Source organism: Kitasatospora aureofaciens (genome assembly GCF_019192735.1).
In the GTDB taxonomy this organism is placed as follows: Bacteria; Actinomycetota; Actinomycetes; order Streptomycetales; family Streptomycetaceae; genus Kitasatospora; species Kitasatospora aureofaciens_A.
The window spans coordinates 1-23,472 of record NZ_JAHTKP010000019.1 but is presented as its reverse complement, the minus strand read 5'-3'; the positions used below and the strand labels follow the sequence as shown (position 1 = coordinate 23,472).

Annotated in this window: 18 protein-coding genes and 1 pseudogene; 12 read left to right on the top strand and 7 right to left on the bottom strand. The window is 69.7% G+C overall.

The features are described from left to right. Nucleotide 1 precedes the first annotated feature (1 nt). Complete coding sequence (locus KV557_RS20310) at nt 2-1,294, top strand: methyltransferase (RefSeq protein ID WP_308129985.1); 1,293 nt, start codon at nt 2-4, stop codon at nt 1,292-1,294. 9 nt (nt 1,295-1,303) lie between these two features. Here the strand turns inward: KV557_RS20310 and KV557_RS42765 are convergent, their stop codons facing one another. Together KV557_RS42765 and KV557_RS20300 are read right to left on the bottom strand one after the other, a co-directional pair. Then, a complete protein-coding gene (locus tag KV557_RS42765) occupies nt 1,304-2,680 on the bottom strand; it encodes a hypothetical protein (RefSeq protein WP_256177708.1) in 1,377 nt (458 codons plus the stop codon). Nucleotides 2,681-3,024: 344 nt separating this feature from the next. Next, on the bottom strand, nt 3,025-3,156 hold the full coding sequence (locus tag KV557_RS20300) for a hypothetical protein (RefSeq protein ID WP_308129984.1): 132 nt from the start codon (nt 3,154-3,156) through the stop codon (nt 3,025-3,027). A gap of 1,405 nt (nt 3,157-4,561) precedes the next feature. Between KV557_RS20300 and KV557_RS20295 the strand changes: the two genes are divergently transcribed. The 3 genes from KV557_RS20295 to KV557_RS20285 all read left to right on the top strand — a co-directional run bounded on the left by KV557_RS20295 (nt 4,562) and on the right by KV557_RS20285 (nt 8,412). Beyond that, a complete protein-coding gene (locus KV557_RS20295) occupies nt 4,562-4,753 on the top strand; it encodes a hypothetical protein (RefSeq protein ID WP_218202282.1) in 192 nt (63 codons plus the stop codon). A 1,328-nt stretch (nt 4,754-6,081) separates the two neighbouring features. Continuing rightward, a complete protein-coding gene (locus KV557_RS20290; RefSeq protein WP_218202280.1) occupies nt 6,082-7,326 on the top strand; it encodes a PP2C family protein-serine/threonine phosphatase in 1,245 nt (414 codons plus the stop codon). A gap of 447 nt (nt 7,327-7,773) precedes the next feature. After that, complete coding sequence (locus KV557_RS20285; protein ID WP_256177707.1) at nt 7,774-8,412, top strand: hypothetical protein; 639 nt, start codon at nt 7,774-7,776, stop codon at nt 8,410-8,412. 412 nt (nt 8,413-8,824) lie between these two features. On the opposite strand, the gene KV557_RS20280 is transcribed toward KV557_RS20285, so the two are convergent. Beyond that, nucleotides 8,825-10,423 (bottom strand): hypothetical protein, encoded by a 1,599-nt coding sequence (locus KV557_RS20280; RefSeq protein ID WP_218202275.1) that lies wholly within the window; start codon nt 10,421-10,423, stop codon nt 8,825-8,827. Nucleotides 10,424-10,774: 351 nt separating this feature from the next. Between KV557_RS20280 and KV557_RS20275 the strand changes: the two genes are divergently transcribed. After that, nucleotides 10,775-11,398, top strand: a complete 624-nt coding sequence (locus KV557_RS20275; protein ID WP_218202273.1) for a TetR/AcrR family transcriptional regulator C-terminal domain-containing protein — start codon at nt 10,775-10,777, stop codon at nt 11,396-11,398. Between the two features lie 244 nt (nt 11,399-11,642). Beyond that, on the top strand, nt 11,643-12,299 hold the full coding sequence (locus tag KV557_RS20270) for an HAD family acid phosphatase (RefSeq protein ID WP_218202271.1): 657 nt from the start codon (nt 11,643-11,645) through the stop codon (nt 12,297-12,299). 458 nt (nt 12,300-12,757) lie between these two features. Here KV557_RS20270 and KV557_RS20265 read toward each other — a convergent pair whose 3' ends face one another. Continuing rightward, the gene (locus KV557_RS20265; RefSeq protein WP_218202270.1) at nt 12,758-14,011 is read right to left on the bottom strand and encodes an MFS transporter; all 1,254 of its coding nucleotides are present in this window, start codon (nt 14,009-14,011) and stop codon (nt 12,758-12,760) included. Nucleotides 14,012-14,102: 91 nt separating this feature from the next. Between KV557_RS20265 and KV557_RS20260 the strand changes: the two genes are divergently transcribed. From KV557_RS20260 to KV557_RS20250, 3 genes are all read left to right on the top strand, one after another. Continuing rightward, entirely contained in the window at nt 14,103-14,654 is a 552-nt protein-coding gene (locus KV557_RS20260; RefSeq protein WP_256177706.1) for a TetR/AcrR family transcriptional regulator, read from the top strand. 75 nt (nt 14,655-14,729) lie between these two features. After that, nucleotides 14,730-15,125, top strand: a complete 396-nt coding sequence (locus tag KV557_RS20255; protein WP_218202268.1) for an MBL fold metallo-hydrolase — start codon at nt 14,730-14,732, stop codon at nt 15,123-15,125. Nucleotides 15,126-15,192: 67 nt separating this feature from the next. Beyond that, a complete protein-coding gene (locus tag KV557_RS20250) occupies nt 15,193-16,218 on the top strand; it encodes an alcohol dehydrogenase (RefSeq protein ID WP_218202266.1) in 1,026 nt (341 codons plus the stop codon). Between the two features lie 35 nt (nt 16,219-16,253). On the opposite strand, the gene KV557_RS20245 is transcribed toward KV557_RS20250, so the two are convergent. Next, nucleotides 16,254-16,529, bottom strand: a complete 276-nt coding sequence (locus KV557_RS20245) for a hypothetical protein (protein ID WP_256177712.1) — start codon at nt 16,527-16,529, stop codon at nt 16,254-16,256. 96 nt (nt 16,530-16,625) lie between these two features. On the opposite strand from KV557_RS20245, the gene KV557_RS20240 reads away from it, so the two are divergent. Then, nucleotides 16,626-16,997, top strand: a complete 372-nt coding sequence (locus KV557_RS20240; protein ID WP_218202263.1) for a nuclear transport factor 2 family protein — start codon at nt 16,626-16,628, stop codon at nt 16,995-16,997. A gap of 479 nt (nt 16,998-17,476) precedes the next feature. Here the strand turns inward: KV557_RS20240 and KV557_RS20235 are convergent, their stop codons facing one another. Beyond that, nucleotides 17,477-17,887, bottom strand: coding sequence for a hypothetical protein (locus tag KV557_RS20235; protein ID WP_256177705.1), 411 nt, complete (start codon nt 17,885-17,887; stop codon nt 17,477-17,479). Between the two features lie 182 nt (nt 17,888-18,069). Here KV557_RS20235 and KV557_RS20230 point away from each other — a divergent pair, with 182 nt between their 5' ends. After that, nucleotides 18,070-19,902 carry a glycoside hydrolase family 15 protein gene (locus tag KV557_RS20230; protein WP_218202259.1) on the top strand — a complete coding sequence of 611 codons (1,833 nt, stop codon included), beginning with the start codon at nt 18,070-18,072 and terminating at the stop codon, nt 19,900-19,902. Nucleotides 19,903-20,892: 990 nt separating this feature from the next. Continuing rightward, on the top strand, nt 20,893-23,043 hold the full coding sequence (locus KV557_RS20225; protein WP_256177704.1) for a 2OG-Fe(II) oxygenase: 2,151 nt from the start codon (nt 20,893-20,895) through the stop codon (nt 23,041-23,043). A gap of 164 nt (nt 23,044-23,207) precedes the next feature. Here KV557_RS20225 and KV557_RS20220 read toward each other — a convergent pair. Then, a pseudogene (locus KV557_RS20220) lies at nt 23,208-23,342 on the bottom strand (transposase); the annotation flags it as partial. Between the last annotated feature and the right edge of the window lie 130 nt (nt 23,343-23,472).

The window sequence follows — 23,472 nt, the reverse complement described above, 5'->3', positions numbered from 1 at the left end:
CATGACATCGGATTGCGCCCTCGACCACAACAGAACATCAGGCACTGTTCAACTGGCAACCCCGCCCGCCCGAACGGATCCCGGAGTACCGCCGGGTCCCGCGGCAGCCCGCGAACTTCCCGGTTGCGGCGAGGCAGTTGAACGACGCGACGCGAGGCCACTACCTCAACTACCGTCTGCCGCAACGGCAGTCCGGCATCGGCGAACACGAACCGTATCCGCAACCTGCCATCGAGCCGAGGAAGTGAACGGGGCCATGGAAACGTCGTTGGTGAGTCTTGTCATGGGGTCGATGACGTCCGCGACGGTCGGCGCCGCGGCGCACCTGGGTGTCGCGGACGCCCTCGCGGACGGGCCGGCCACGGCCGCCGAGCTGGCCGCGGCCGTCGACGCGGACCCCGACGCGCTCGTGTCCCTCATGACGGCCCTGACGGCGCTGGGGGTCTTCGCGCGGGACGAGGAGGGCCGCTACACCAACTCGCCCCAGTCCGAGCAGCTCCGGACCGATCACCCCGAGTCGATCCGGCACCTGACCGTGCTGCTCTGCGGCCTCTACGCCCAGGCGGCCGCCGGCGGGCTCACGCAGGCGGTGCGGACCGGCACCTCGGTCATGCCCAACGCGTTCGGCGTCTCGCTCTACGAGTACCTGGAGAAGGACCCCGAGACCGCCCGGATCTTCGACCTCGCGATGCAGGACTGGGCCCGGCCGATCGGCGCGGTGCTGGCGGAGCACGTCCCGTTCGAGAACGTCCGCACGGTGATCGACGTCGGCGGCGGCAACGGCGCACTCCTCAAGGCCATTCTCACGGCGCACCCGCACCTCAAGGGCATCTGCGTGGACCGCCCGGACACCTGCCGGCGCGCGGAGGCCGACCTCCGCGCATCGGGCAACGAGGACCTCATCGAGCGACTCACCTACCGGCCCGCCGACATCCTCCGCGAAGTCCCCGGTGGCGGCGAGCTCTACATCCTCAAGAACGTTCTCCACGACTGGAGTTCGGAGAGCGGCGTCCAGATCCTGAGCAACATCCGCCGCGCGATGAGCGCCGCCACCGCCCCGGACGGCGCCCCGACGCTCCTGGTCATCGACCCCTTGGCGGAACACGACTCCGGCGCCGCCTTCCGCAACGTCATCAAGATGGTGGTCGGCGAGACCGACGCCCGCGAACGCACCGAGGCCGACATGCGCCGCGAGGCAGCGGCAGCCGGCCTCCAGGTCCTCTCCATCACCCCCTGCCCCGCCGACCTGAGCGTCACCGCCTGCATCGTCGCCGACAGCGGACAGCCCGCCTGACGACCCCGCTCAGGCGCGGTTCGGCACCCGGCCCAGGGTGCGGGTCGGGCGGGCGACCAGCAGGGCGGCGGCGGTGAGGAGGGCGACCACGATGCCCACCTGGAGCACCCGGTCGGTGCCGAACGCCCCGACGGCCGGACCGGCCAGCGCACTGCCGACCGGGAACATGCCGACGGAACCCGCGACCTCGTAGGCGTGGACGCGGTTGAGCACCTCGCCCGGCACCTGGGTCTGCACGCTGGTGGCCCACATGACGCCCCAGAAGGTGATGCCCGCCCCGACCGCGACCTGGGCGACGGCGAGCAGCCAGACCGGCCAGCCGAGCACGATGCCGAGCGGGTAGAGCGGGTAGGCCAGCATCGCCACGGCCCCGGCGAGCGAGGTACGCGGCACGTGCAGCAGCAGGACGGCGGCGGCCCCGGCGAGGGCGCGCTGCTGCATACAGGCACGGGCCACCTCGTCGGTGGACGGCAGCCGTCCTGGTCGCCGCTCACCGGTGTGCAGCCGGTACACCCCGTCCTGCTCGGGTTCCGTCGTCGACCGCAGGACCAAGGTGGCGGACAGCGGCGAGGCGTCAGGAAGGTCGGTCTCCAACGGCGTCGACAGGGCCGAGACCGCTCGCCAGACCGCAGCGGCGGAGACGGGTTCGCCCGTGAACGCCTTGCTGGAGACTCGCGTCCCGATCAGTTCCGACCATTCGGACGGGTCACCCAACCTGCCTTGCCCGCCGGGCAGTTGTCGGTCAGTGCGGATTCGCGCGAGCGGAGCGGGTACCGCCTGGAGGGCTGGAGAGCCGGAGTGCTCGGGCCACCCGGCGAGGGAGTCCCAGCAGGTGCTCTCCAACCAGGACCGCCAGGTGGGCCCGCGCAGCTCCCGGTCGGTGCTGTCGTGCACTGTCCAGCGGGTCCACGACTCGTCGGCCGAGCCGGCCGGCACCAGGATCGCGGAGTGGATCTCCCGGCAGTTCTCGCCCGCCTCCAGCAATCCCGAGAGGGATTCCCTCGGGAAGCGCAGCCGCAGCGCCCCCGGGGCGCCACGGCCGGCCGCGGCCAGTACGAGGTTCCCGGCCGCATGCCCCGCATCGAGCTGTGTGTACAGGTACCCGCGGTCGCCGTACTTGCGCATCGAAAGCCAGGGACGGGTGAGGGTGACCACCAGCGTTCCGCCGTCTTCCGGAATGGCCAGCATGGACGTATCCAGTGCGGCGGTGACGCGGGCCCCGACAGCCAGCCGGGCACAGATCCGGCGGTCGGCGTCGATCCGGAAGGCCGTCGGCACACCGTTCTCCATGACGAGGACGGCGAACTCGTACGGGTACACAGCCCCGGCCGACGGTACCGCCCGCGCCACGTACGAGCCGCAGGAACGGTTGGCGCGGCTGGTCAACACGCCTTCCTCAAGCAGGGACAGGGCAAGACGCAGGCCGGGTGCAACAACGGGCTCGGCGGGTGGCTCGGGTGACGCCGGCGGCAGGGCCACCCGGGACCACAGGTCATCTGCGCCGCCCGAGGATTCGCGCTCGGGCGCGTATGCGACTGATATGGCCTTCTGTGCGATCAGATTTCCTTGCACGTCTGACGCAAACCTCCTGTTCTCTGGCAGTCCACGGAATATGCATGAGGCAGGCATGCGGGCAGGCGGTGCCCTCCGCGGCAATGTCACGCGTCGGACTTTGCGCCAGGGCTCGCTTCCTGCGGGCCCTGCCGTTTGAACCTGCGACCCCTTGACCCTCAGCCCGAGTCGCCCTGCGCAGCCTGCTCGAAGGCCACAACCGCGGCTTCACCGCCGACCCCAACCAGACCGTCGCCGACTACCTCACCGCCTGGCTCCGCGCCGCCGCCGGGCAGGTCGGTGATCTCCACGCACTGGCCTTCGCCGGCTCTGTGCGGCGACTTGCGCCAGACGGCGCCGGTGAGGTCGGGGCCGAGTAGGAACCGTGCGAAGAACGCAGTTCGGTGTCACATCGGCAGTGGATCGAGGCGAGACTCTTCGAGTGAAAAGCCAGAGCAAGGCCGCCCGATTGGCGGTTCGCCGGCTGTTGAGGGATCGTCAAACCATACGTTTGACGTCGGCGCTCACAGCGGCGGCCTCGTACACAGAGTTCGTTCACACCTGCCACAGACCACAAAGCCAAGAGGAACAGTCATGCGCCTCACCCGCTGCGCTCTCGCTGCTGCAACGGTGGCGGCTTCCGCCTCAGCCTTTGGCCTGCCCCTCCTCCTCACGGACTGGATGTCCCAGAGTTCCGATGCCAGGCAGGTCCGCCTGGTGAGCGCCCCCGGCACCTCTCGGAGCAAAGCCGAACTGCCCCGGCCACCCTCCACGAATCCGGGCCCGCAGGAATCGGCGCCCCCCTGTTACAGCTACGGCGGCCCCTACTGTGGCTGGGTGGGAACATACTGGGGCGGCTGTGACAAGGAGTGGGGCCTGAGCTTCGGATTCAAAAACCCTGACTTGATCTGCCGCCACGACCCCCGCCCGAGCTCCTCGGCCACACCCAGTCCCTCGGACGAACCCAGCCTTTCGGACGAACCCAGCCCCTCGGACGAGCCCAGCCCCTCGGACGAGCCCAGCCCCTCCGCCACACCCAGCCGCGCTCGGCCACGCCCAGCCCCTCGGCCACACCCAAGCCGCTCGAACAAGCCCAGCCCCTCCGCCACACCCAGCCCCTCGGCCACGCCCAGCCCCTCCGCCACACCCAGCCCCTCGGCCACGCCCAGCCCCTCCGCGACACCCAGCCCCTCCGCGACACCCAGCCCCTCCGCCAGGTCGGCCTCCGCCGGAAGCAGCAGTTCCTCCTGACCAGTCCTGCCGGGAGGGCTCCGGCTACCAGCAGCAGCGGCTGCGCGTGCCCGCCGATGACGGTCGAACCGCAGGTGCTGCTGAGGGAAGCGAGACCTGCTCGTCTCGGCCCCGATCTCCGCACCGGGGTCGGCCAGCCGGTACCGACCGTGAGAGCCAGACAGACCTGCCGGTTCCTCTTCCGGCCGAGTATCACGCGGCAGAACGACGCCGGCGAAGCCATGCCGTAGTCAGCATTCCCAGAACCATCAGCAAACCGCCGGCCGCGATCCCGATGTGCTTCGCGCTCAGAAGACGATCGCTCCTACCGGCACCCTTGGCACCGCGCGGAAGAGGGCGGACGGTGCCCCCGGAGCCGAGAGTCTCCGGCTCACGCCGGCCGTCTTGATGGTGGTCCCCTGCCTGGGGCGACGGGGAGCCGGACGCGCCACTCCCGTCGGCAGCTTCACCACCATATGGAAGAGCATGGTCACCGTGGTCACGGTGGTCACCGTCGTCTCGGTCGTCGATGCAGTGGGCAGCTGGGAAGGGGAAAGCCCGCTCGTGGCGGTCGAATGCCTTCACCACGAAGAGCGGGTGCTCCCTGAAGAAGTCACGAATCTTCCACTCATACTGGTTGCTGGTCTGGGTGGGATAATTCACGTCCAAATACGTTGAAACAGTAAAGCTATCCCATGGTGCCGCCGGCGACGAGGACGAGGATGACGGGCCGCGCTGGAGGACGAGAGCCTCCGGCCCACGCCGGCCGTTTCTCAGGATCACCCTGAAGTTCTGGTCGATGAGTACGACACGGCGGGGACTGTAGCAGTCACGCCAGGGATTGTGGTGATGGTGGCGCCCGTCCCCGTCCCCGCCCCCTTCCTGGAGCCACGGGGAGCCGGACGCGTGCCGTGTGGACGCCTGCGCAGCGACGCCTGCAGGCGGAGACGCAAGGGCGATGGCCGCACCTGCCAGCGATGCTGCAACCCAGGGACGAAGATTCATCCAATGACCTCCATGGGTGGCGAGCGCAGGCAACCGCCTGCTGAGCAACACATCCGAATCCCAGAAGAAGTTAAGAGGAGTCAACTCGTCACATCGTGAACATCCCCGGGGAGCCGCACCCCTTGTCACTCAGCCGCAGCAGTTTCGGGCGAAAGAGGTAGGTCGTGGGCGGCTTCGACTGGGTGACCGCCACCGTGGGCGGCCGGCCTGCGGGACAGTACGGGTGCCGACAAATCATCCTCGCAGGACTCTGACCCTTCCCGGGCGCCGCCACCAAGATCGCCCACGTCGGCGGAGAGAGCGCACTTGTCGCCACGCCGGCTTCAAGGCGCCGAATCCGAATAGCCCACTCGAGGTCGGCAAGCGGATCTCCTACGGCACCGCACCCGCAACACCGGGCGCTCCACCCCGCTACGGCAGCCTCCGCCGCCTGCTTCACCACCGCCCGGCACCGGCGGTGACCCGGGCTCCGTCGAACCATGACACACGGCCCCGCCCCGGAAAAGGCCGTCCCCGCATTGCTGCGGAGACGGCCTTCCAGCCTGCGTAAACGTCACGCCGACAGGGGCAGCAGGATCTGAATCTGCGCCCCCCTGACCCCCATCACCCTATGATCTTCCCGCCGAAAGGGCGGACATCTTTGCGATCACGAGTCGCAGAGTCAGGGATCCTGCCTCACTGATCTGCATATTCGCCTCCTCGCGATCGTCCTACCGGTAACTTCTCCCGGCACTCTCCAGAATACTCCGCGCGGCGAGAATTCGAGCGCGCCATGCGGATGGATTATTAATCCCCACGCGTGACGTTTGACCAGAAAACTCATCCGAGAGATACACTGCGCCGCACCCCACGGCGACGAGATCCTGGCTGAGGTGTCGCGGGGTGAGGGCCGGTGCCATGCTGGACAGGGGAAATGCCGGTGAGGCGTGCGCCGATCCACGTGGAGGCAAGGCGAGGAAGGCGGCCGCGGAAGAGGACTGCGTCGCGAAAGTGAGGTGTCCATGGCGGAATTCGCACCGAGGAACCACAGGGCTGTGGTGGACCGGTCGGAAGGATTCGGTGAGCGGCTGCTGGGGCATCTGCTGGACCGGGCTCACGAGATGCCGCCCCAGCTCATCGCTCCGCTGGTGGCCGAAGAGGTGCGTGCGATCGGTGGCCGGGACGTCTCGATCCTTCTCCAGGACTACGGCCAACTCATGCTCGTGCCGCTCCCCGGCAGGGGACTCGCCGTTGGGGATCCGGTGCCCATCGACGCTTCCCGGGCCGGCGAGGTCTTCCTCCGTGCCACCCCTGCCGAGCACCCGCAGGCTGACGGCATACGAATGTTCCTGCCGCTCCTCGACGGCAGCGACGAGGTCGGGGTGCTCGCCGTCACCCTCGACCGCGTCGATGACAATGACCGCCGGTTACTACGCCGTCTCGCCGGACTGGTCGCCGACATGCTGGTCACCAAGAACGGCTACACGGACCAGTTCTTCCAGGCGCGGCGTCGCGAGCCGATGAGCGTGGCTGCGGAGATCCAGTGGTCGCTGCTGCCCCCGCTGGCGATGAACACCCCGCAGGTCGCAGTCGCCGGGATCCTGGAGCCCGCCTACAACATCGCCGGCGACAGCCTGGACTACGCCCTCAACGACGACGTCCTGCATCTGGCCATGATCGACGCGATGGGCCACGGCCTGAACGCCGCCGTCCTGGCGACCGTCGCTGTGGGCGCCTACCGGCATGCCAGGCGCGCCGACGTCGGGCTCGCCGGACTGTACGCGTTCATGGACACCGCCATCGACCAACAATTCGGCCCAGACCACTTCGTCACAGCGCAGATGATGCGACTCGACATCGGAACAGGCCACCTGCAATGGGTCAACGCCGGCCACCCGGCACCGTTGCTGATCCGCGACCACCGGGTCATCCAGGCCCTGGACAGCCCGGGAACCCTGCCGGTCGGCTTCGGCGGTGACACACCGCAGATCAGCGAGCGGCAGCTCCGGCGCGGCGACCGGGTGCTGTTCTACACCGACGGCGTCGTCGAGGAACACCAGACCGGTGGGGAGCAGTTCGGCGAGGAACGCCTGATCGCCGTCATCGAGCGCGTCGGGCCCGCCAGTGGCGGGGTGCAGGAGATGGTGCGGAACCTCTCCCACACCCTGATGCGGGAGAGAGGTGGGACCACAACCGATGACGCGAGCCTCTTCCTGGTCGAGTGGCGCGGCGGCACCGCCGATCACCTCGCCGTGCCAGAACGGTAGGCGGCCCCTCAGTGAGACCGGCCGCAGCCCCGCCCGAACAGAACAGCGCGCACACTCTGCGCCCATGCCTACCTGCGTTGTTCCACGCCAACCTGGCGAGGAACTTACTAGGGCATAAAGGGTAATCCGTTCACACCAAATGCCCTCTCACAGTTGCTTTGCAGCCTCGTAGCCATCTGCACTGATGAAGGCGCCGCTACAGGTCAAGTGCCTACCCTGACGGCCCGCGATTCGGGTGGGCCATGAGGGTGGTCGTCACCTTGAGTGGTGTGTCCCGGGGCGGTGCGCCAGGTGGCTGCACGGCACGATAGGCGGTCGGCGGTGGCTTTCGCGCTTGCCGTGGGCGGTCTGCCAGGGGCGCATTTCGGCGCTGACCGGTACATCCGTAGTGGTGCCCGCCGGGAGGAGGACGACTTGCGATCCGTTGATGCGTCGCCGGGAGGAGCGTTGCGGACACCGCGCGCCGCGGGGGTGGCGGGTGTGATCTCCGCCCTGCTGCTGGCCGCCGTCATGGTCCTGGTGCGCAGCACGGTCCCTGCCGATCCGAGTGGTGCGGGCAGCTGGGTCACCGACTCTTCGCGCCGGGATGCCCTGCGGGTCGCACTGGACCTGGTCCCGTTCGCCGGGATCTTCTTTCTGTGGTTCATGGGTGCGGCGCGGGACTACTTCGGGAAGGCGGAAGACAAGTTCTTCGCCACCCTCTTCCTGGGCGGCGGGCTGCTGTTCGTGGCCATGCTCTTCGCTCTCTCGGCAGCGGCCTACGGTCTTCTGTCCTCGGCCGACACGTCCCAGACGTCTTCCCAACTGCACCTGTGGCAGTACGGCCGTCAGCTCACCCTCACACTGCTCTCCAGCTACTGCACGCGCATGGCCGCGGTGTTGACCCTGTCGACCACGACGATCGGGCACGGTCTGGGCGTCTTCCCCCGCTGGCTCGTCCGGCTCGGCTACCTCGTCGCGCTGGTGCTGCTGTTCGTCCACATCGACTGGTCCGAACTGGTCTTCCCCTTCTGGGTCCTGGCCGTCAGCGGCTACATCTTCCTGACCGGCCCCAACCACCGGAGCGCACGAACCTCGTCTTCCTGATCCCCGCCACCGGGCACCGTGCTTGGGTCTGCACCGTCATCGGTGTAACTCCCGATCAAGGAAGAACACCTGATGAGCAACGTGATCGGGGCTGGGTGAGGTTCGCTGGTCGGGGGTCCGCGACGGGGGTTATGGGCGGGGCTGGGTGAACAGGCCGGGTTCGGTCTCGGTGAGGATGCCTCTGCCGACCAGGCGTTTCACGATCGGCTCGCCCTCTCCCGGCTCGGCCTCGCGGGCACCGTGCGGGGCGGCGCACTGCTGGCGCTGGACGCCGTGTACAAGGTCCGACAGCGGCGATGACCGGCGCGCAGGCCGGCACCGGCACGATGCTGCGCGCCCGATCCTGCCGGGCGCGCGGCTGCCGCGCCCGGGCGGAACGGCTGGCCCGGGCGCGGCAGCGTGTGACTGGTCGTCAGCGAGCGAGTGTGGCAGTGGTGTTCGGCGTCGCGTTGCCCACCGAGCGGGTGATGATGGGCCATTCGTTGTGGTACTGCTTGAACGGCAGGTCCTTCTCCAGCAGCGGGGTGCCGAGGATGGCGATGCGCGCCAGCACGGCTCCGGTCACGTCGAGCCCGCCGTAGAGGCCGGCCGTGCCGGTGACGGTGGGCTTGCCGGCGCTGCTGTCGATGCTGACCCGGCCGTCCACGGCCGCCCGCAGGTACGGCTCGACGGTCGCCTTCACGCCCAGGCTGTCGTAGAGCGCGACGGAGCCGTCCGCGACCAGGCCGCTGCGCACGTTGGCGGTGCCGGTGAATGTCGCCTTGACCGGGGAGACCTTGGTGGTGACGGGTTCGGTCGCGGAGGTCCAGCCACCCGCCTTGGTGTAGTCGGCGTGGATCCCCCAGTCGCCGTCGACCTGCTGCGTGGTGTCGACGGTCACGGTGCCGTCGGCACTGACCTCGGCGTAGACGGTCAGGTTGAGGGTGATCACGACGGGCACCTGGCCGACCATGACCGTGGGGGTGGCCGTGAGGGTGGCGATCGGGATCTTCACCTGGCCGGTGGAGCCGGAAAGGCTCGCGGTGAGGTGCCAGTTGGCGTGCGCGCCGAGGTCGAAGCCGACCTTGGCCCGGTCGGCACCGAGGATGCCGTTGGCGCCGTGGTAGGAGAAGGTGACGCTGGGGTCGAGTTCCAGCGAGCCGCTGAGCGTGGCCGTGGCCCCGCCGGGCAGCGGGACGGAGTCGTTGGCGTCCAGTTCCAGGGCGGCCGAGGCGGAGCCGTTGCCACCGTCGGGGTTCGGGACGTAGGAGGCCTTGAGGTCCTTGAGCTTCGGGGTGACCTGGATCTTGTGCGGGTCGAGGGCGCTCTTGATGTCGGCCCAGGTCCGGCCGAGCAGTTCGGAGATGGTGGCCGGGCGGGTGCTGGCTGCGACCTTGCCGTCGGCGGCCGACTTGACCTCGGTGATGGCGAGCAGCGCTCCGTGCGGTGCGGCGGCCGACGGCGGACTGTCGATCAGCTCGCCGGGCCGGACGGCAGCGGTGGCAGCGGCCGAGGCGGCCGGGCTGGGGGTGCCAGGGTTGCCGCTGTCGGCGGCGGCGAGGACGACCTTGCCGCTCTGCTGGTCGTAGGAGTCCAGCTTGAGGTCGGGGGTGCCGGCCGTCGCGGGCGCCCCCGACGGGACCGGGCCGGTCGGCGCCGAGTTCGGCGCGGGCGTGCCGGCGACGGCGGGGCCGGCGGCGCTCGGGGCGGCCTGCGCCGCAGTCGGAGCGGTCGGGCCGGTGGACGGTCCGGCAGGCGATGCGATCGCGGATCCGGTCGGTGCTCCGGTCGGCGCTCCGGCTGACGATCCGGCCTGCGCCTGGTCGGCGGCGGGAGTCACCAGGGTCACCCGCTGGCTTCCCGAGGGGGTCTGCGAGTCCGACGGGTTCCCGTCGGTCGTGGTGGATGCGGCCAGGGCGGCCGCGCTGGAAGGGCTGGCGGACTGGGCGGCCGGCGCCGTCGGATCGCAGGCGCTGAGCGAGAGCACAACGGATGCGGCGAGCGCGGGCAGCGCGAGGGTGCGCATGGACATGCGGAGGGTCACCTTCGGCGAAAGGCGGACAGAGGACTGTTGACATGCCAATGAAATGTCAAGGGCATGCCAGACTTCGCGTCGGCGAGGTCCACCACGGGAGAAACCGCAGCGGGTTCCGGCAAGTTGAGGGATCGCGCGGGTGGCAGCCGAAGTCCGCCGTCGGCCAAGCCGGCGGAGACAAGTTGTTCTCCGCGGCCATGCCTGGCAGCACGGGGTGCCACCAGGCAGGATCCACCCGGCGCCCCATAAAACTAGAGCCAGTAGTTTCGCCTGGCGAGAACGTACACTAGTCCGCGTTCACAGCCCAGCACCGGGGTGGACGGACTCGGACAGCGAGAGGAGGGCGAGATGGGCAGGCCGTCACGGCCGCTGCTGACCCGGGACGGGATCATGGAAGCCGCTCTCGCCCTGGTCGACGAGGAGGGCGCCGAGGCCCTGTCGACCACCCGACTCGCGGCCCGACTGGGCGTCAAGGGCCCGTCCCTCTACAACTACGTCTCCAGCCGCGCCGAGATCGTCGACGGGATCAGCGAGCTCATCGTCGCCGAGATGGATCTCGACCCGACCATCCGCCCCTGGACCGCCGCGCTCGACAGCTGGGCACGCACCTACCGCGCAACGTTCGCCGCCCACCCGAACATGGTTCCACTGCTGGTGACACGGCCGACGCGATCCATCGCCGCGTTCCAGAGCTACGCCAACACCCTCGCAGTGCTGCGCGAGGCGGGCTGGCCGGAGGACCGCCTGGCACCGATCGTGCAGTGCCTCGAGTACTTCCTCGCCGGCGCGGCCCTCGACTTCGGCCTGCCGCGCGAGCTGTCACTGCCGGCCGAAGGCCTGCCGCCCGGCCTGGAACCCATCCTCACCGCCCCGCCGAACCTCAGCGACCTCGCCTTCGAGACCGGCCTGACCATCCTGATCCGCGGCTTCGAGGAGATCCTGAACAGCCTGCGGCCCCAGCGGCACAACTGACGTAGCGTCAGCCAGAACCGGCCGGCACCTGAGGTGCGTCGTCGCACCCCCGCGCCCGCCCTTGCCCCCGGCGTCGGACCGCGAACGCGGACTGGTGTACCTTCATGCCGAGCTAAAACTACTGGCTCTAGTTTTATTGGGCGCCCAGTGGGCCGCATCCGGCATGCCCTCGCGACACCCGGAAGGCGACCTCTCACCCACGAGCCGGTTCACGCCTCAGCAGAAGAAAGGCCGAGCCCCAGACATGAGCATCAAGGCGAAGTTCGTCACCACCGCGGCCCTGACGGCCGCGATCACCACCGGCCTCGCCGCCCCCGCGATCGCCGCCCCGGCGCACCCGGCGGCGGCCGCCCCGGCGAGCGCCGGCACCGCGAGCACCAACACCGCAAGCACCGGCACCGCGAGCACCGGAACGGTGACCGAAGAGCAGTGGCTGACCGACGTGAGCACCGCGATCGCGCCGGCCCGCGCATACGTCGAGCAGCGCACGGCCCAGCCCACGGACCAGCACCTCGCGATCGTGTTCGACATCGACAACACCACGCTCGCCACGCACTTCCACCCGTTCACGATGCCGGGCATCGCACCGGTCGTGCAGCTGGCGCAGTACGCCCACTCGCGCGGCGTCGCGCTGATCTTCGTCACCGCGCGGCTGGACTTCATCGACCCGATCACCCGTCACAGCCTGGCCGAGGCCGGCTACACCGTGGACGAGCTGCGCGGACGGGACGTCAGCGATCTGTTCGAGCCGGTCCAGCAGTTCAAGACGAACCAGCGGATCAAGGTGGAGAACGAGGGCTACACGATCATCGCCAACATCGGCAACAACTGGACCGACATCAACGGCGGCCACGCCGAGCAGACCTTCAAGCTGCCGGACTACAACGGCCTGCTCTCCTGACGGCAGGCACAGGCCACGGCACCGCCCGCGAGGTCCGGGCGGTGCCTTCCGTCACTTTGCCCTCCTCCTTGCCTGAACAACCGGAACCCCCGGCGTCCCACGCTCGCGCCCACCCCTGTCCGCCCAACCTCGCACGTCGCTCACCATCCGGCCGGCCAAGGGCCGTTGCCCGGCTCCGACAGTGCCCGCAGCCCGCTTCCTCCCCGGACGGACACAAGCAGCACATCCTCAGCGGGCCACTACAGGCCTGGCATCCCCGCGCCGCCGGAGAAGCTCCGGCCCCTGAGTCACCGTCGGTGACAATCGGCGATCCCTTCCGAACCGTGGCGTGCAGCACTCAACAACTCCAGCCGCAACTCCAGGCTTCTGCGGCCACGGTGCCTCGGGGCAGGCGAAAACAGGGCTTCAGGCCGCCGTCTTCCGGCCGGTCGCCCTCATTCTTCGCACCAGCCCGGGGGCTATCCGGGTGCGCGGTGGGTGAGGCGGTGCTGGGCGAGGATCGCGAGGGCGGCTGCGAGGATGACGGCGATGCCGTAGCCGAGGACGGTGTGCAGGAGTCCGATCGGGGCGATCAGGAGTCCTGCGATGATCGTCGGTATGCCGAAGCTGAGGTACGCGACCAGGTAGACGGCCGCGAACAGTGCCGCCCTCCGGTGGGGCTGCGCGAGCGGGGCGATGGTGCGGATGGCTCCGGAGAAGGAGGCTCCGAAGCCCACCCCGCCGATGATGCCGCCGGCCCACAGCAGGGCCAGGATGCCGGTGGCGACACCGGATTCGATGACGGCTGTTCCCAGCAGGACGCCGACGGCGCCGACGACTATGGTGCGTCGTGCCGTCAGACGCCCGAGGAACAGGCCGGCCACCGCTGCTGCCGCGGGTTCGACGAAGGCGGTGGCGCCGTTCAGGAGGCCGCTGTGCAGACCCAGCAGATCCCGGATGATGGTGGGCACCAGCCCCATGAACAGACCGGCCAGCATCCATGCGGCCATGTGCGCGGGGATGCCTGCCAGGAACTCCCGGCGCGCGGCCGCGGGCACCACGACGCGCGGGATCAGGGAGCGGGCCGCCCCGGGACGGGGGGTGGCCGTCTCTGCGGAGGAGGCGGCGATGCCGGCGCCGACGGCCATGACGACCGCAAGAGCCGTGAAGACGATCAGCGTGGCGTGGCTGCTGAACTGGATTGTTGCACCGGTCAGCAGGGCGCCGACACCGAGTCCGCCGGCGGGGGCGACGCTGGTGATGATGGTGGCGAGCTTCTTGTGCCGTTCCGGGGCGTGTTCCACGATCGAGGCGGAGAAGGCGCTCGTCGCGGCGCCGGTGGCGACGCCCTGGATGGTGCGGGCGGCGATGACCCAGCCGATGTTCACGGCGAAGACGAACAGCAGCATCGCGCCGAGTTCCACCACGAGCGATCCGATCAGGACGGGGCGGCGTCCGACGTGGTCGGACAGTGATCCGGCGACCAGCAGTGCCGCCAGCAGCCCGAGCGCGTAGGAGGCGAAGGCGACCGTCAGTACCCACGGAGGGAAGTGCCACTGCTGTTCGAGGACGACCAGCAGCGGCGTAGGGGCGCCCGCGGCGACGTAGAGGGCCGCGAAAGCGGCGGCCGAACCAGCGAATGCCGCAGAGGAAGGGAGCAGTCGGCGGGGCCGGGCGGACTGGATGGAGGCGGGGCCGGTGATGCGGTCCGGCCGGGTGGCGCTGGGGGACATTGCAAGCCTCCTAATGCCAATTGCTGTGCGTTAAATGCAGCATAGACCCGAGCGCGCGCTAATGCCAAGAGTTGTGCGTTACAGTGGTCACATGGATGCAGAATCGATCCCGCGGCGGCGCACAGGCGGCCGCAGTGCCCTGGTGCTGGCGTCCATCAGGAAGGCCGTCGAGGAACTGATCGCCGAACGCGGCAGCGACGCCGTCACGATCCCGCTGGTCGCGGAGCGTGCGGGAGTGAATCACTCCAGCATCTACCGGCGCTGGGGCGATGTCCGGACCATGATCAACGACCTGGCGACCTACCGGCTCGACCCGGAACGGAGCCTTCCCGACAGCGGGGACCTGCGGGCGGACCTGACCGCATGGGCGCAGGAGCTGATCAGCCACTACGGCAAGCCGGTGAACGCGTCGCTGCTGCGGGGCGGTGCCGCCGCGGCCGGTGAGAGCGAGTCGGACTGCCTGCGCGACCGGCGGGCGGAAGCCGCCGCCTTCGCCGCCCGACCGGGCAGCAATTTCACCGGCGACCAGGTCATCGACCGGGTCGTGAGCCCGATCATCTACCGGGTCATCTTCCTGCCCTGGACGCTGACCGAGGTGGACGCCCGCACCTACGTCGATGTCCTCTGCAACCAGGCATCCTGACCCCGCCCCGGCCAAGGCGGGGGCATCGCCCCCCTGGGGGCGGGCTGACGTGACGAGCAGACGAGGAGACCGCACATGACGGAATTCGCACCTCTGCCGGAGTTCGCTCAAGGTGCGGACATCCCCGCATCCGGCCATGCCGTCACAGATCTCGGCTGCGGTGTCTACGGCATCACTCAAGGGATGATCAACACGATGTTCGTGGTGACCAAGAAGGGCGTCGTCCTCGTGGACGCTCCTCCGGCCCTGGAAGAGCAGCTGCCGGCGGCCGTCGCAGAGGTCACCGCGAAGCCGCTCACGCACCTGATCTACAGCCACGCCCACTCCGACCACATCGGGGCGGCCCACCTGCTGAACCGGGACGGCCTGAAGATCATCTCGCACGAGATCACCGGCCGGTTCATCCAGGAGGCCAGTGACAGCAGGCGGCCCCCGCCCACCGACAACGCATGGAGCGTCTTCATCGACTAGAGACCCCCAGGAACAGCCCTGCCGATGTACGGCAAAACGGCAACGACTTCCCCAAGGAGCGCCGAACATGAGCACGTACCGAGTCGCACAGGTCAACACCCCGAACGGCACACTCGAACTCACCGAGCGCCAGGTGCCGCAACCGGGTCCCGGTCAGGTCAGAATCGCCGTCGAGGCGTGCGGCGTCTGCCACACCGACGCCGCCTTCGTCAGCGGCGCACTGCCCGGCGTCACCTTCCCCGAGGTCCCCGGGCACGAGATCGCCGGACGCGTCGAAGAACTCGGCGACGGCACGTCCGACCGCGGCTGGCAGGTCGGCGACCGGGTCGCGGTCGGCTGGTTCGGCGGCAGCTGCGGACACTGCAAGCCCTGCCGGGACGGCGACTTCATCGTCTGCCGGAATCTGAAGGTCCCCGGCTGGACCTACGACGGAGGCTTCGCCGAGAAGGTGATCGCGCCCGCCGACGCCCTGGCTCGCATCCCCGACGCACTGTCAGCCACCGACGCCGGACCGATGGCCTGCGCGGGCGTGACCGTCTTCAACGGCCTGCGCCGCAGCGCCGCCCGGCCCGGCGACCTGGTCGCGATCCTCGGCCTCGGCGGCCTCGGGCACCTCGGGGTGCAGTACGCGGTCGCCATGGGCTTCGAAACCGTCGCCATCGCCCGCGGCCCCCAGAAAGCCGACTTCGCCAAGCAACTCGGCGCCCACCACTACCTCGACAGCACCTCCGGCACCCCCGTCGCAGAAGCCCTGCAAGCCCTCGGCGGCGCCAAGGCCGTGATCGCCACCGCCGCAAACTCCGACGCCATCACCGCCACCGTGGACGGACTGGCACCCCGCGGCGAACTGGTGGTCATCGGCGCCGACACCGCACCGCTGGGCATCAACCCTTCCCAACTCCTCATGGGCGCTCGCATCCTCCGAGGCCATCCCTCCGGAACCGCCCAGGACGTGGAGGACGCCATGGCCTTCAGCGTCCTGCACAACATCCGGCCGATGACCGAGACCGTGCCGCTGGAGCAAGTCAACGACGCGTACCAGAAGATGCTCGCCGGCAGAGCGCGCTTCCGCATGGTGCTCACCACCGGCTGACACCCGCCGGCGAGTGCCGCTCTCCCGGGCACACGTCAGGTCGGGCCGATCTGCCCCCACAAAGGTGGATCGGCCCGACGGTGCGCTTCGCCCCTCAGCCCTCCAGCAGCGGGTAGTCGATGTGGCCGGCGGCATCCTGCCCGTGGGCGACCACAGGCCCGGAACGTCATGCCATCCGACCGCGTCCCGGCTGATCCACACCCCTCGGAAACGATCAACCCCGCTGACGCCCGCTGGGCGCAGTACGCGGCATGCAACTCAGTGGGCAACAGGGCGCGATTGCGGGCACGACTCCGTGTCAACGGAGCCATCACCACCCGGTTCGCCAAAGAGACGTCCCGCATCCGGTACGGCAGAAGCAACGATTGCGTCGAACTCATGACTGACTCCAACCCGAAGGACCGCCCATGAACAGCGCCGTCGCCGACCTGATGCGCTGCAACCTCCTCGCCGTCTTCAACGAACCGGACCCCGAGCGCCGCAACGCGGCCATCGTGCTGACCTACGCCCAGGACGTCGTGTGGCACGAACCCGACCGCGTCATTCGAGGCCGCGAGGCGCTCGCCCAGCGCGCTACAGAGCTGCGTGCGCAGACCCCGGACTGGGTCTTCCGGCCCGACGGCCCCGTCTCTGTCAACGACGACCTCGGCCACCTCGGCTTCCAGGTCGGCCCCGCCGGTCAACCGCCCGTCGCGACCGGAATGGACATCGCCCGCTGCAAGGACGGCGTCATCGTAGAGCTCTACACCTTCGTCGGCGGGAGCAGCCAACCGTCCTAGCGCGACGGGTCCGAGCGCTCCGCCACGGCCGCCCGGCACGCGGGTGCACACGCCACGGCCGCGGCGACCAGGTCACCCTTCGAGACCGGCGGATCGCCCAGCCAGGCCCTGATCGCCCCGGCGAAGGCGTCGGTGATGAGGATCCGCGAAAAAATGGCTCTGCCCGCGCGTCCGTGAATCTCAGGGTCGGGTGAGGATTCGGGTCCGGAGGAGGCGGAACGATGCCCGGCCGTACCAGTGGCAACACCGCCGACCATCTGCATGCCGGCGAACCCTGGCGGCAACGGGCGCGATGCCCGCAGTGGTGTCGGTGAAGGCCCGGCCGGTGGCGCCGTTCGTCTGTACCTCGACTGGCGGCTGACGGGCCCGGTCGGCGGGCGGCGAGGCCGTCCGCCCGATCCAGGACCAGACCAAGCACCTGAGCGAGGGCCTCGTCGCCGACGCCGACGCCACAGTCCCAGCGGCGGAACCGCCCTGCCTCAAAGTCGGCAGTCGCAGCTCACTCGCGGAGGACCTTGCGGGAGCGGGACGACGACGGCGGAGCGTTTGATGAGCTGCTCGCGCATAGCTGCGTCCTCGGCGAGCAAAGCCGCAATAACGGTGGCGGCGGCGTCGACCTGGTCGTGGAGGCGCCGGCGGTCTTGCCGGTTGTCCTTGAGCTGTCGACGGAGACGGGTGATCTCCTCGGTCTGCTTCTGGTCGCGCCTGCCGGCCGGGCTCTGGCCGATGCGGCTGTCCCACTCGGCAAGGACGGCGGCGGCGCGGTTCATGGTGGCTCGGCTGACGCCGGCCTCGCGCCAGAGGTTGTTCTCGGCCAGTTTGCCGTCGGTGCGGGCCGGCTTGCCGGCGAACAGCCGCTCCATCGCCTCGCGCAGGGCCTGCTCCGTCATGACGGAGACCGTGGGCGGGGTCATTGGCCGGCCTTGCGGATCACGAGGTCGACTTCGTGGAGCTGGTCGGTGAGCTGGGCCCGGCGGGCCGGCTCCGCCAGGCCCACGCCTCGAGTGGGCGATCTAGCATGAAGAGCGAGGCTACTTCTCCAGGCCCGCGCCGCAGCGGCAGGGAGGCCGATATGGCGTTCGACACGACTGGCTTCGAGCAGGCGGACGGCCGCTACATGCCGATCTCCGAGCACGGCCTGATCGGCGATCTTCGTACGGCCGCGCTGGTCGGCACGAACGGCACCATCGACTGGTACTGCTGCCCGCGCTTCGACGCGCCCAGTGTGTTCGCGGCCATCCTCGACGCCGACCGGGGCGGCTCGTTCGAGCTGGCCGCCGAGGTCCCGACACGCACCAGGCAGTTCTACTTCCCCGACACGAACGTCCTGATCACGCGATTCTTCGCCGCAGACGGGGTGGCGGAGATCCAGGACTTCATGCCGGTGGTCGACGAGTCGCGCGAGGCGGCCCGGCACCGGCTGATCCGGCGGGTGATCTGCGTCCGCGGGGCCCTCCCGTTCAGGGCGCGGATCGCCCCGCGCTTCGGCTACGGCGCCGAAGCGCACACCGCTCACCTCGAAGGCAACCAGGCGGTGTTCCGCTCCCCGTCACTGACGCTCGCGCTGACCGCCACCGCACCGCTGGAGAGCGACGGCCTGGACGTGTGGTCGCACTTCAAGCTCCTTGAGGGCGAGTCTGTCGTGTTCGCCCTCGACCAGATCGGAGACGACGTCCCGGCCCGGTCGTGTCCGCATGCCGAGGCGGAGGAGCAGTTTGAGGCGACCGTCCGGTTCTGGCGCCGCTGGCTGGCCGGGTCGCGCTACCACGGGCGCTGGCGGGAGATGGTGCACCGCTCCGCGCTGGTGCTGAAGCTGCTCACCTACGCGCCGACCGGTGCGATTGTCGCCGCACCGACCACCAGCCTGCCCGAGCAGATCGGCGGCGAGCGCAACTGGGACTACCGGTACGTCTGGGTCCGCGACGCCGCCTTCTGCGTCTACGCCATGCTGCGCCTGGGGTTCACCTCGGAGGCCGAGGCGTTCATGGGGTTCCTCGGCGAGGGCGGCATCATGTGCGGCACCGGGGAGACCGGCCCGCTGCAGATCATGTATGGCATCGACGGGCGCAGCGAGCTACCCGAGTACGAGCTGCCGCACCTGGAGGGCTACCTCGGCTCCGCACCGGTCCGGGTCGGCAACGCCGCCACCGGCCAGCTCCAGCTGGACATCTACGGAGCCCTGATCGACTCCGTCTACCTGTACGACAAGTGGGGGCAGCCGATCAGCAGCGCCCGCTGGGACGAGGTCGGCGCGGTGGCGGACTGGCTCTGCGAGCACTGGGACCAGCCCGACGAGGGAATCTGGGAGACCCGTGCGGGCCGGAGGGACTTCGTGTACTCGCGGCTGATGTGCTGGGTGGCGCTGGAGCGGGCGATGCGGATGGCGAACCGCCGCGGCCTGCCGGCCGACCTGCCCCGCTGGCGGGAGTCCCGGGATGCGATCTACCGGCAGATCATGCAGCGCGGCTGGTCGGCCCAGCGGGGCGCGTTCGTCCAGGCTCTGGACAAGGGTGAGCTGGACGCCTCGCTGCTGATGATGCCGATGGCCAAGTTCATCTCGCCCACCGACCCCAAGTGGCTCTCCACCCTGGACGCGCTCACCGTGGACCTGGTCTCCGACTCGCTGGTCTACCGCTACGACCCGACCGCCAGCCCCGACGGCCTGCGCGGCTCCGAGGGCACCTTCTCGATCTGCTCGTTCTGGTACGTGGAGGCGCTGGCCCGCGCAGGCCGGCTGGAGGAGGCCCGGCTCGCTTTCGAGAAAATGCTCACCTACGCCAACCACCTCGGTCTGTTCGCCGAGGAGATCGGCCCGACAGGCGAACAGCTCGGCAACTTCCCCCAGGCATTCACCCACCTCTCGCTGATCAGCGCCGCCTTCAACCTCGACCGTGCGTTGGGCTGACGCAACGTCGCAGCCTGGATGGCGGTGCCCGGAAGGTTGCTGCGGGTCGACGGCCGGGGGCGGCGGTAACGTCGAACGCGCTTGGCCGGCAAGTCCGGGAGGCCAGGAACGCCGGGAACTTCTGAGTGGGTCCTCGACCAGTTGCGCAAGCGCACCGCAGAGGCCGGCCTGCTCCGCATCGGCCTGCACGACCTCCGACACACCGCCACCAGCATCAGGTCCAGTACCTCGGCGGCGGACAGATCGGCCGTCACCTTGCGCGGCAGCTCGGCCCGCAACTGCACGGCGGCCCAGCGGCCCAGCACAGTCAACGTGGCACTGCGGAACTCGCGGCCTCCGAACCGGTCGTCCACCGGTTCGCCCAACTCCACCGCGCCGAAGGACTCCAGGAGCAGGAACCAGGGGGCTCCATCCGACCAAGGCTGGCGCAGCAGCCCGAGTGCCAATGCCGCCGCCCACGGTCCCTGGACCTGCGGCAGGTCCGCCACCGACCGCACCTTGCCGGGGACGTCCACGCCCAGTACCCGCCCCAGCTCGGGCACATCCGGCCGCCGCAGCGCCCCGGCGGCACTCAACTTCCGTCCGCGCCCGGCCAACCCCACCCACCTGGTCAGTGCTGCGGCCCCGCGCACCGCCGCACACCCCGCAGCTGCCGCCGCCAGCGCCTGGACCGGTTCGCCGGCCGAGAGCTCACCCATTCGGTAGAGGCCACCGGTGCTGCCCACCGCCGGGTGCTGGGCGCCGTCGTCCTTTTGGCCGCGCCGTAGGATCGGACCGTCTGCGGCGTTCAGGCGGGAATCGGTCTGCGGCGTTCAGGCGGGAATCGAGAGGAGCAGGCGGATGGCGGGGAGCGCGCGGCAGCGGCTGGCTCAACTGCTGGGCGGTTCTGGTTCGGCGGGGTCCTTCAGCGCCCAGCTCGAGGCGCCTGTGCACGGCTTCGGTCTCGAGGTGGCCGGGGTCGGACCGGTGAGCCTTCCGCTGCGTGCACCGATGGCGAAGAAGCTGATCGCGGTGGCGCGCCCGGCGAGGTTCGGGCGCGGCGAGGAGACGTTGAGCGACACCGGCGTCCGTGACACCTGGGAGATCTCTCCAGAGCAGGTCACGGTCGGCGGCCCCGCCTGGCCGGCACTGCTGCGCGGCGCGCTGGAGCACTTCCGGGAAGAGCTCGGGCTCCCCGCGTCCACACGGCTGCGGGCCGAGCTGCACGCGATGCTGGTGTACGGCAAGGGGCAGTTCTTCCTCCCGCACCAGGATTCGGAGAAGGACGACGCCATGGTGGGCACGCTGGTGCTGTCGTTGCCTTCGGCGCACGCCGGCGGCGAACTGGTCATCGACCACGCCGGGCAGAGCAGGGCCTACCGTGCGTCGAAGCAGGACCTGACCCTCCTCGCGTTCTACGCCGACTGCCGACACGAGGTCACCCCGGTCACCTCCGGACACCGGGTGACGCTCACCTTCAACCTGCTTGCCGATCCCGGTACTTCCGAGCCGGAAGCCGCCCCGCTCGCCGAGCTGGCGCACTGCCTGGGGCAGCACTTCAGCAGGCCGTCCACGCCGCGTTACGGGGGACGGGCCCTCGACCCGCCGAACCGTCTCGTGTACCTGCTCGACCACGAGTACACCCAGCGTGGCCTGAGCTGGAGCCGGCTCAAGGGTGCAGACTCGGAGCGTGTCGCGCTGCTGCGCGCCGCCGCCGAACAGGCCGGGTGCGAGTCGGTGCTCGCCCTCGCCGAGGTGAAGCAGACCTGGGATGCCCAGCCCGTCGGCGACGACCCCTGGGACGACTACGGGTACGACGAGGATGAGGACGAGGACGACGGTGCCACTGAGGACGGCGACTACGATCTCGGCGACCTGATCGACGATGAGATCACTCTCAGCTGGTGGACCGGCCCGGACGGCAAGGGAGGCGAAGCAATCTCGTTGTACATCCACGACTACGAGTCCTGCACGAGCACCCCGAGCGCTGACCTCACGCCTTATGAGTCCCAGTACGAGGGCTACATGGGCAACTACGGCAACACCCTGGACCGGTGGTACCGGCGCGCCGCGGTCGTCGTGTGGCCGCGCGAGCGGGCCTTCGCGGCGCGCGGCGAAGCCGGATCGCAGTGGGCTCTTGAGGAGCTGTGCGACCGCATCGCCGGGGGCGACCTGGACGGGGCGCGCACTGCGGCGCAGTCCCTCGCGCCGTTCTGGAAGCGGAACGGATCGCAACCCGCGCTGCTGGAGCGCGCGTTGCACGTGGCCGCAGGTCTGGAGGCGGCCGAGACCGCGGCGATGCTGCTGGAGCCCTTCAGGGTGGGCGCGCTCGCACCGGAGCACGCGGCCGGGCTGGCCGCGGCAGCCGATCGGTACGGCACCCAGTGGGCGCTTCGGGTCGTCGACGGCTGGTTCGGATCGGACCACCGTTTCGAAACGCACCGTTACGCGTGGACGGAGGGGCTTCCGGAGCTGTGCGCGGCGCTGCGCTCCCACCGGAGCGCAGCGGTGGCGCGGGCCCTGCTCGCCGGGGGTTGGGACGCGGTGGACCACGACCTGCGACTGTGGACCGCGACCGGACCGGCCGAAATCCGTCGTGCCCAGCTGGAGCAGCTGGCTCCGCCGCTGGCACGCATCCTGGAGGCGGCCGACGAAGAGCTGCGGAGCGGGATCCGAACAGTGCTGCGCGGGTACGGGGACAGGGTGCTGGAGTGCCTTGTCCCGATGCTGCGCCGTTCGGCGGACGTACTGTCGGCGGATGCCCGGCGGGCGGCCGGGCTCGATGAGGTCGCGCGGGACTGCGTGGACCGGCTCCGCACGATCGCCGCACGAGCGCCGCGTGACAAGGACGACTGGTCGATCGCGTGGACCGGCTGCGGCTGCGAGCTGTGCGACAGCCTGGGCACGTTTGTCCGTTCCCGGGAGCGGCGAGTCCTCGAATGGCCGCTCGCGAAGGACGGCCGTCGGCATGTGCACGGCGCAATCGACTCGGCCGCGCTGCCGGTGCGCCACCAGACCAGGCGGCAGGGACGTCCGTACACACTCGTGCTGACGAAGACGGAGGAGCTGTTCGCAACCGAGCAGACAGCCCGCCACCAGGCCGGAGCCGACCTGGCCTGGCTGGCCTCGGCCTGGAACGACCCGGGAGCGGGGCGGCGCTGAGCTTGGTTTCTAGCCGCGTGGGCATCCTTGGCGGGCGTACCGCCCCAGAATGGTTGCACCGCCCCTGACCAGGGACGATGTTCCTCCGCGCAGGTAGGGCACCTGGGTACTTATGCTCGTGCGCCCGCTCTGCCCAATCGCCACGCGGATCTTCGCGTGGCTCGCTCGACGCCGAGGAGATACTTCCAGTCGATCCTTGCGCGTGTGGCGTGAGCGGCCTGGCGGTCGGTCAGGTTCTCAGCGAACTGCAGGACGCAGACCAACGCCAACTGTCCCGGCGAGACACCAGGACGGCCTCGGACGATGGCGTCCCGCTGAGTGGTGTAGCAGGGATCTTGGTGTAACCCCTGGTCATGAAGGAGCCATCGCGCAACTCTCCGAGTAGGAAGGCTCGTTGAGTGAGAGGTGCGCGATGGCCTTGTCCCAGTC

Coding starts and splice junctions, on each gene's coding strand:
- KV557_RS20235 (WP_256177705.1), bottom strand. CDS start 17,887: ATGACGGAGCAGGCCCTGCGCGAGGCGATGGAGCGGCTGTTCGCCGGC.
- KV557_RS20270 (WP_218202271.1), top strand. CDS start 11,643: ATGAGCATCAAGGCGAAGTTCGTCACCACCGCGGCCCTGACGGCCGCG.
- KV557_RS20310 (WP_308129985.1), top strand. CDS start 2: ATGACATCGGATTGCGCCCTCGACCACAACAGAACATCAGGCACTGTT.
- KV557_RS20275 (WP_218202273.1), top strand. CDS start 10,775: ATGGGCAGGCCGTCACGGCCGCTGCTGACCCGGGACGGGATCATGGAA.
- KV557_RS20255 (WP_218202268.1), top strand. CDS start 14,730: ATGACGGAATTCGCACCTCTGCCGGAGTTCGCTCAAGGTGCGGACATC.
- KV557_RS20230 (WP_218202259.1), top strand. CDS start 18,070: ATGGCGTTCGACACGACTGGCTTCGAGCAGGCGGACGGCCGCTACATG.
- KV557_RS20290 (WP_218202280.1), top strand. CDS start 6,082: ATGGCGGAATTCGCACCGAGGAACCACAGGGCTGTGGTGGACCGGTCG.
- KV557_RS20265 (WP_218202270.1), bottom strand. CDS start 14,011: ATGTCCCCCAGCGCCACCCGGCCGGACCGCATCACCGGCCCCGCCTCC.
- KV557_RS20240 (WP_218202263.1), top strand. CDS start 16,626: ATGAACAGCGCCGTCGCCGACCTGATGCGCTGCAACCTCCTCGCCGTC.
- KV557_RS20225 (WP_256177704.1), top strand. CDS start 20,893: ATGGCGAAGAAGCTGATCGCGGTGGCGCGCCCGGCGAGGTTCGGGCGC.
- KV557_RS20295 (WP_218202282.1), top strand. CDS start 4,562: ATGGTCACCGTGGTCACGGTGGTCACCGTCGTCTCGGTCGTCGATGCA.
- KV557_RS20280 (WP_218202275.1), bottom strand. CDS start 10,423: ATGTCCATGCGCACCCTCGCGCTGCCCGCGCTCGCCGCATCCGTTGTG.
- KV557_RS20250 (WP_218202266.1), top strand. CDS start 15,193: ATGAGCACGTACCGAGTCGCACAGGTCAACACCCCGAACGGCACACTC.
- KV557_RS20245 (WP_256177712.1), bottom strand. CDS start 16,529: ATGGCTCCGTTGACACGGAGTCGTGCCCGCAATCGCGCCCTGTTGCCC.
- KV557_RS20260 (WP_256177706.1), top strand. CDS start 14,103: ATGGATGCAGAATCGATCCCGCGGCGGCGCACAGGCGGCCGCAGTGCC.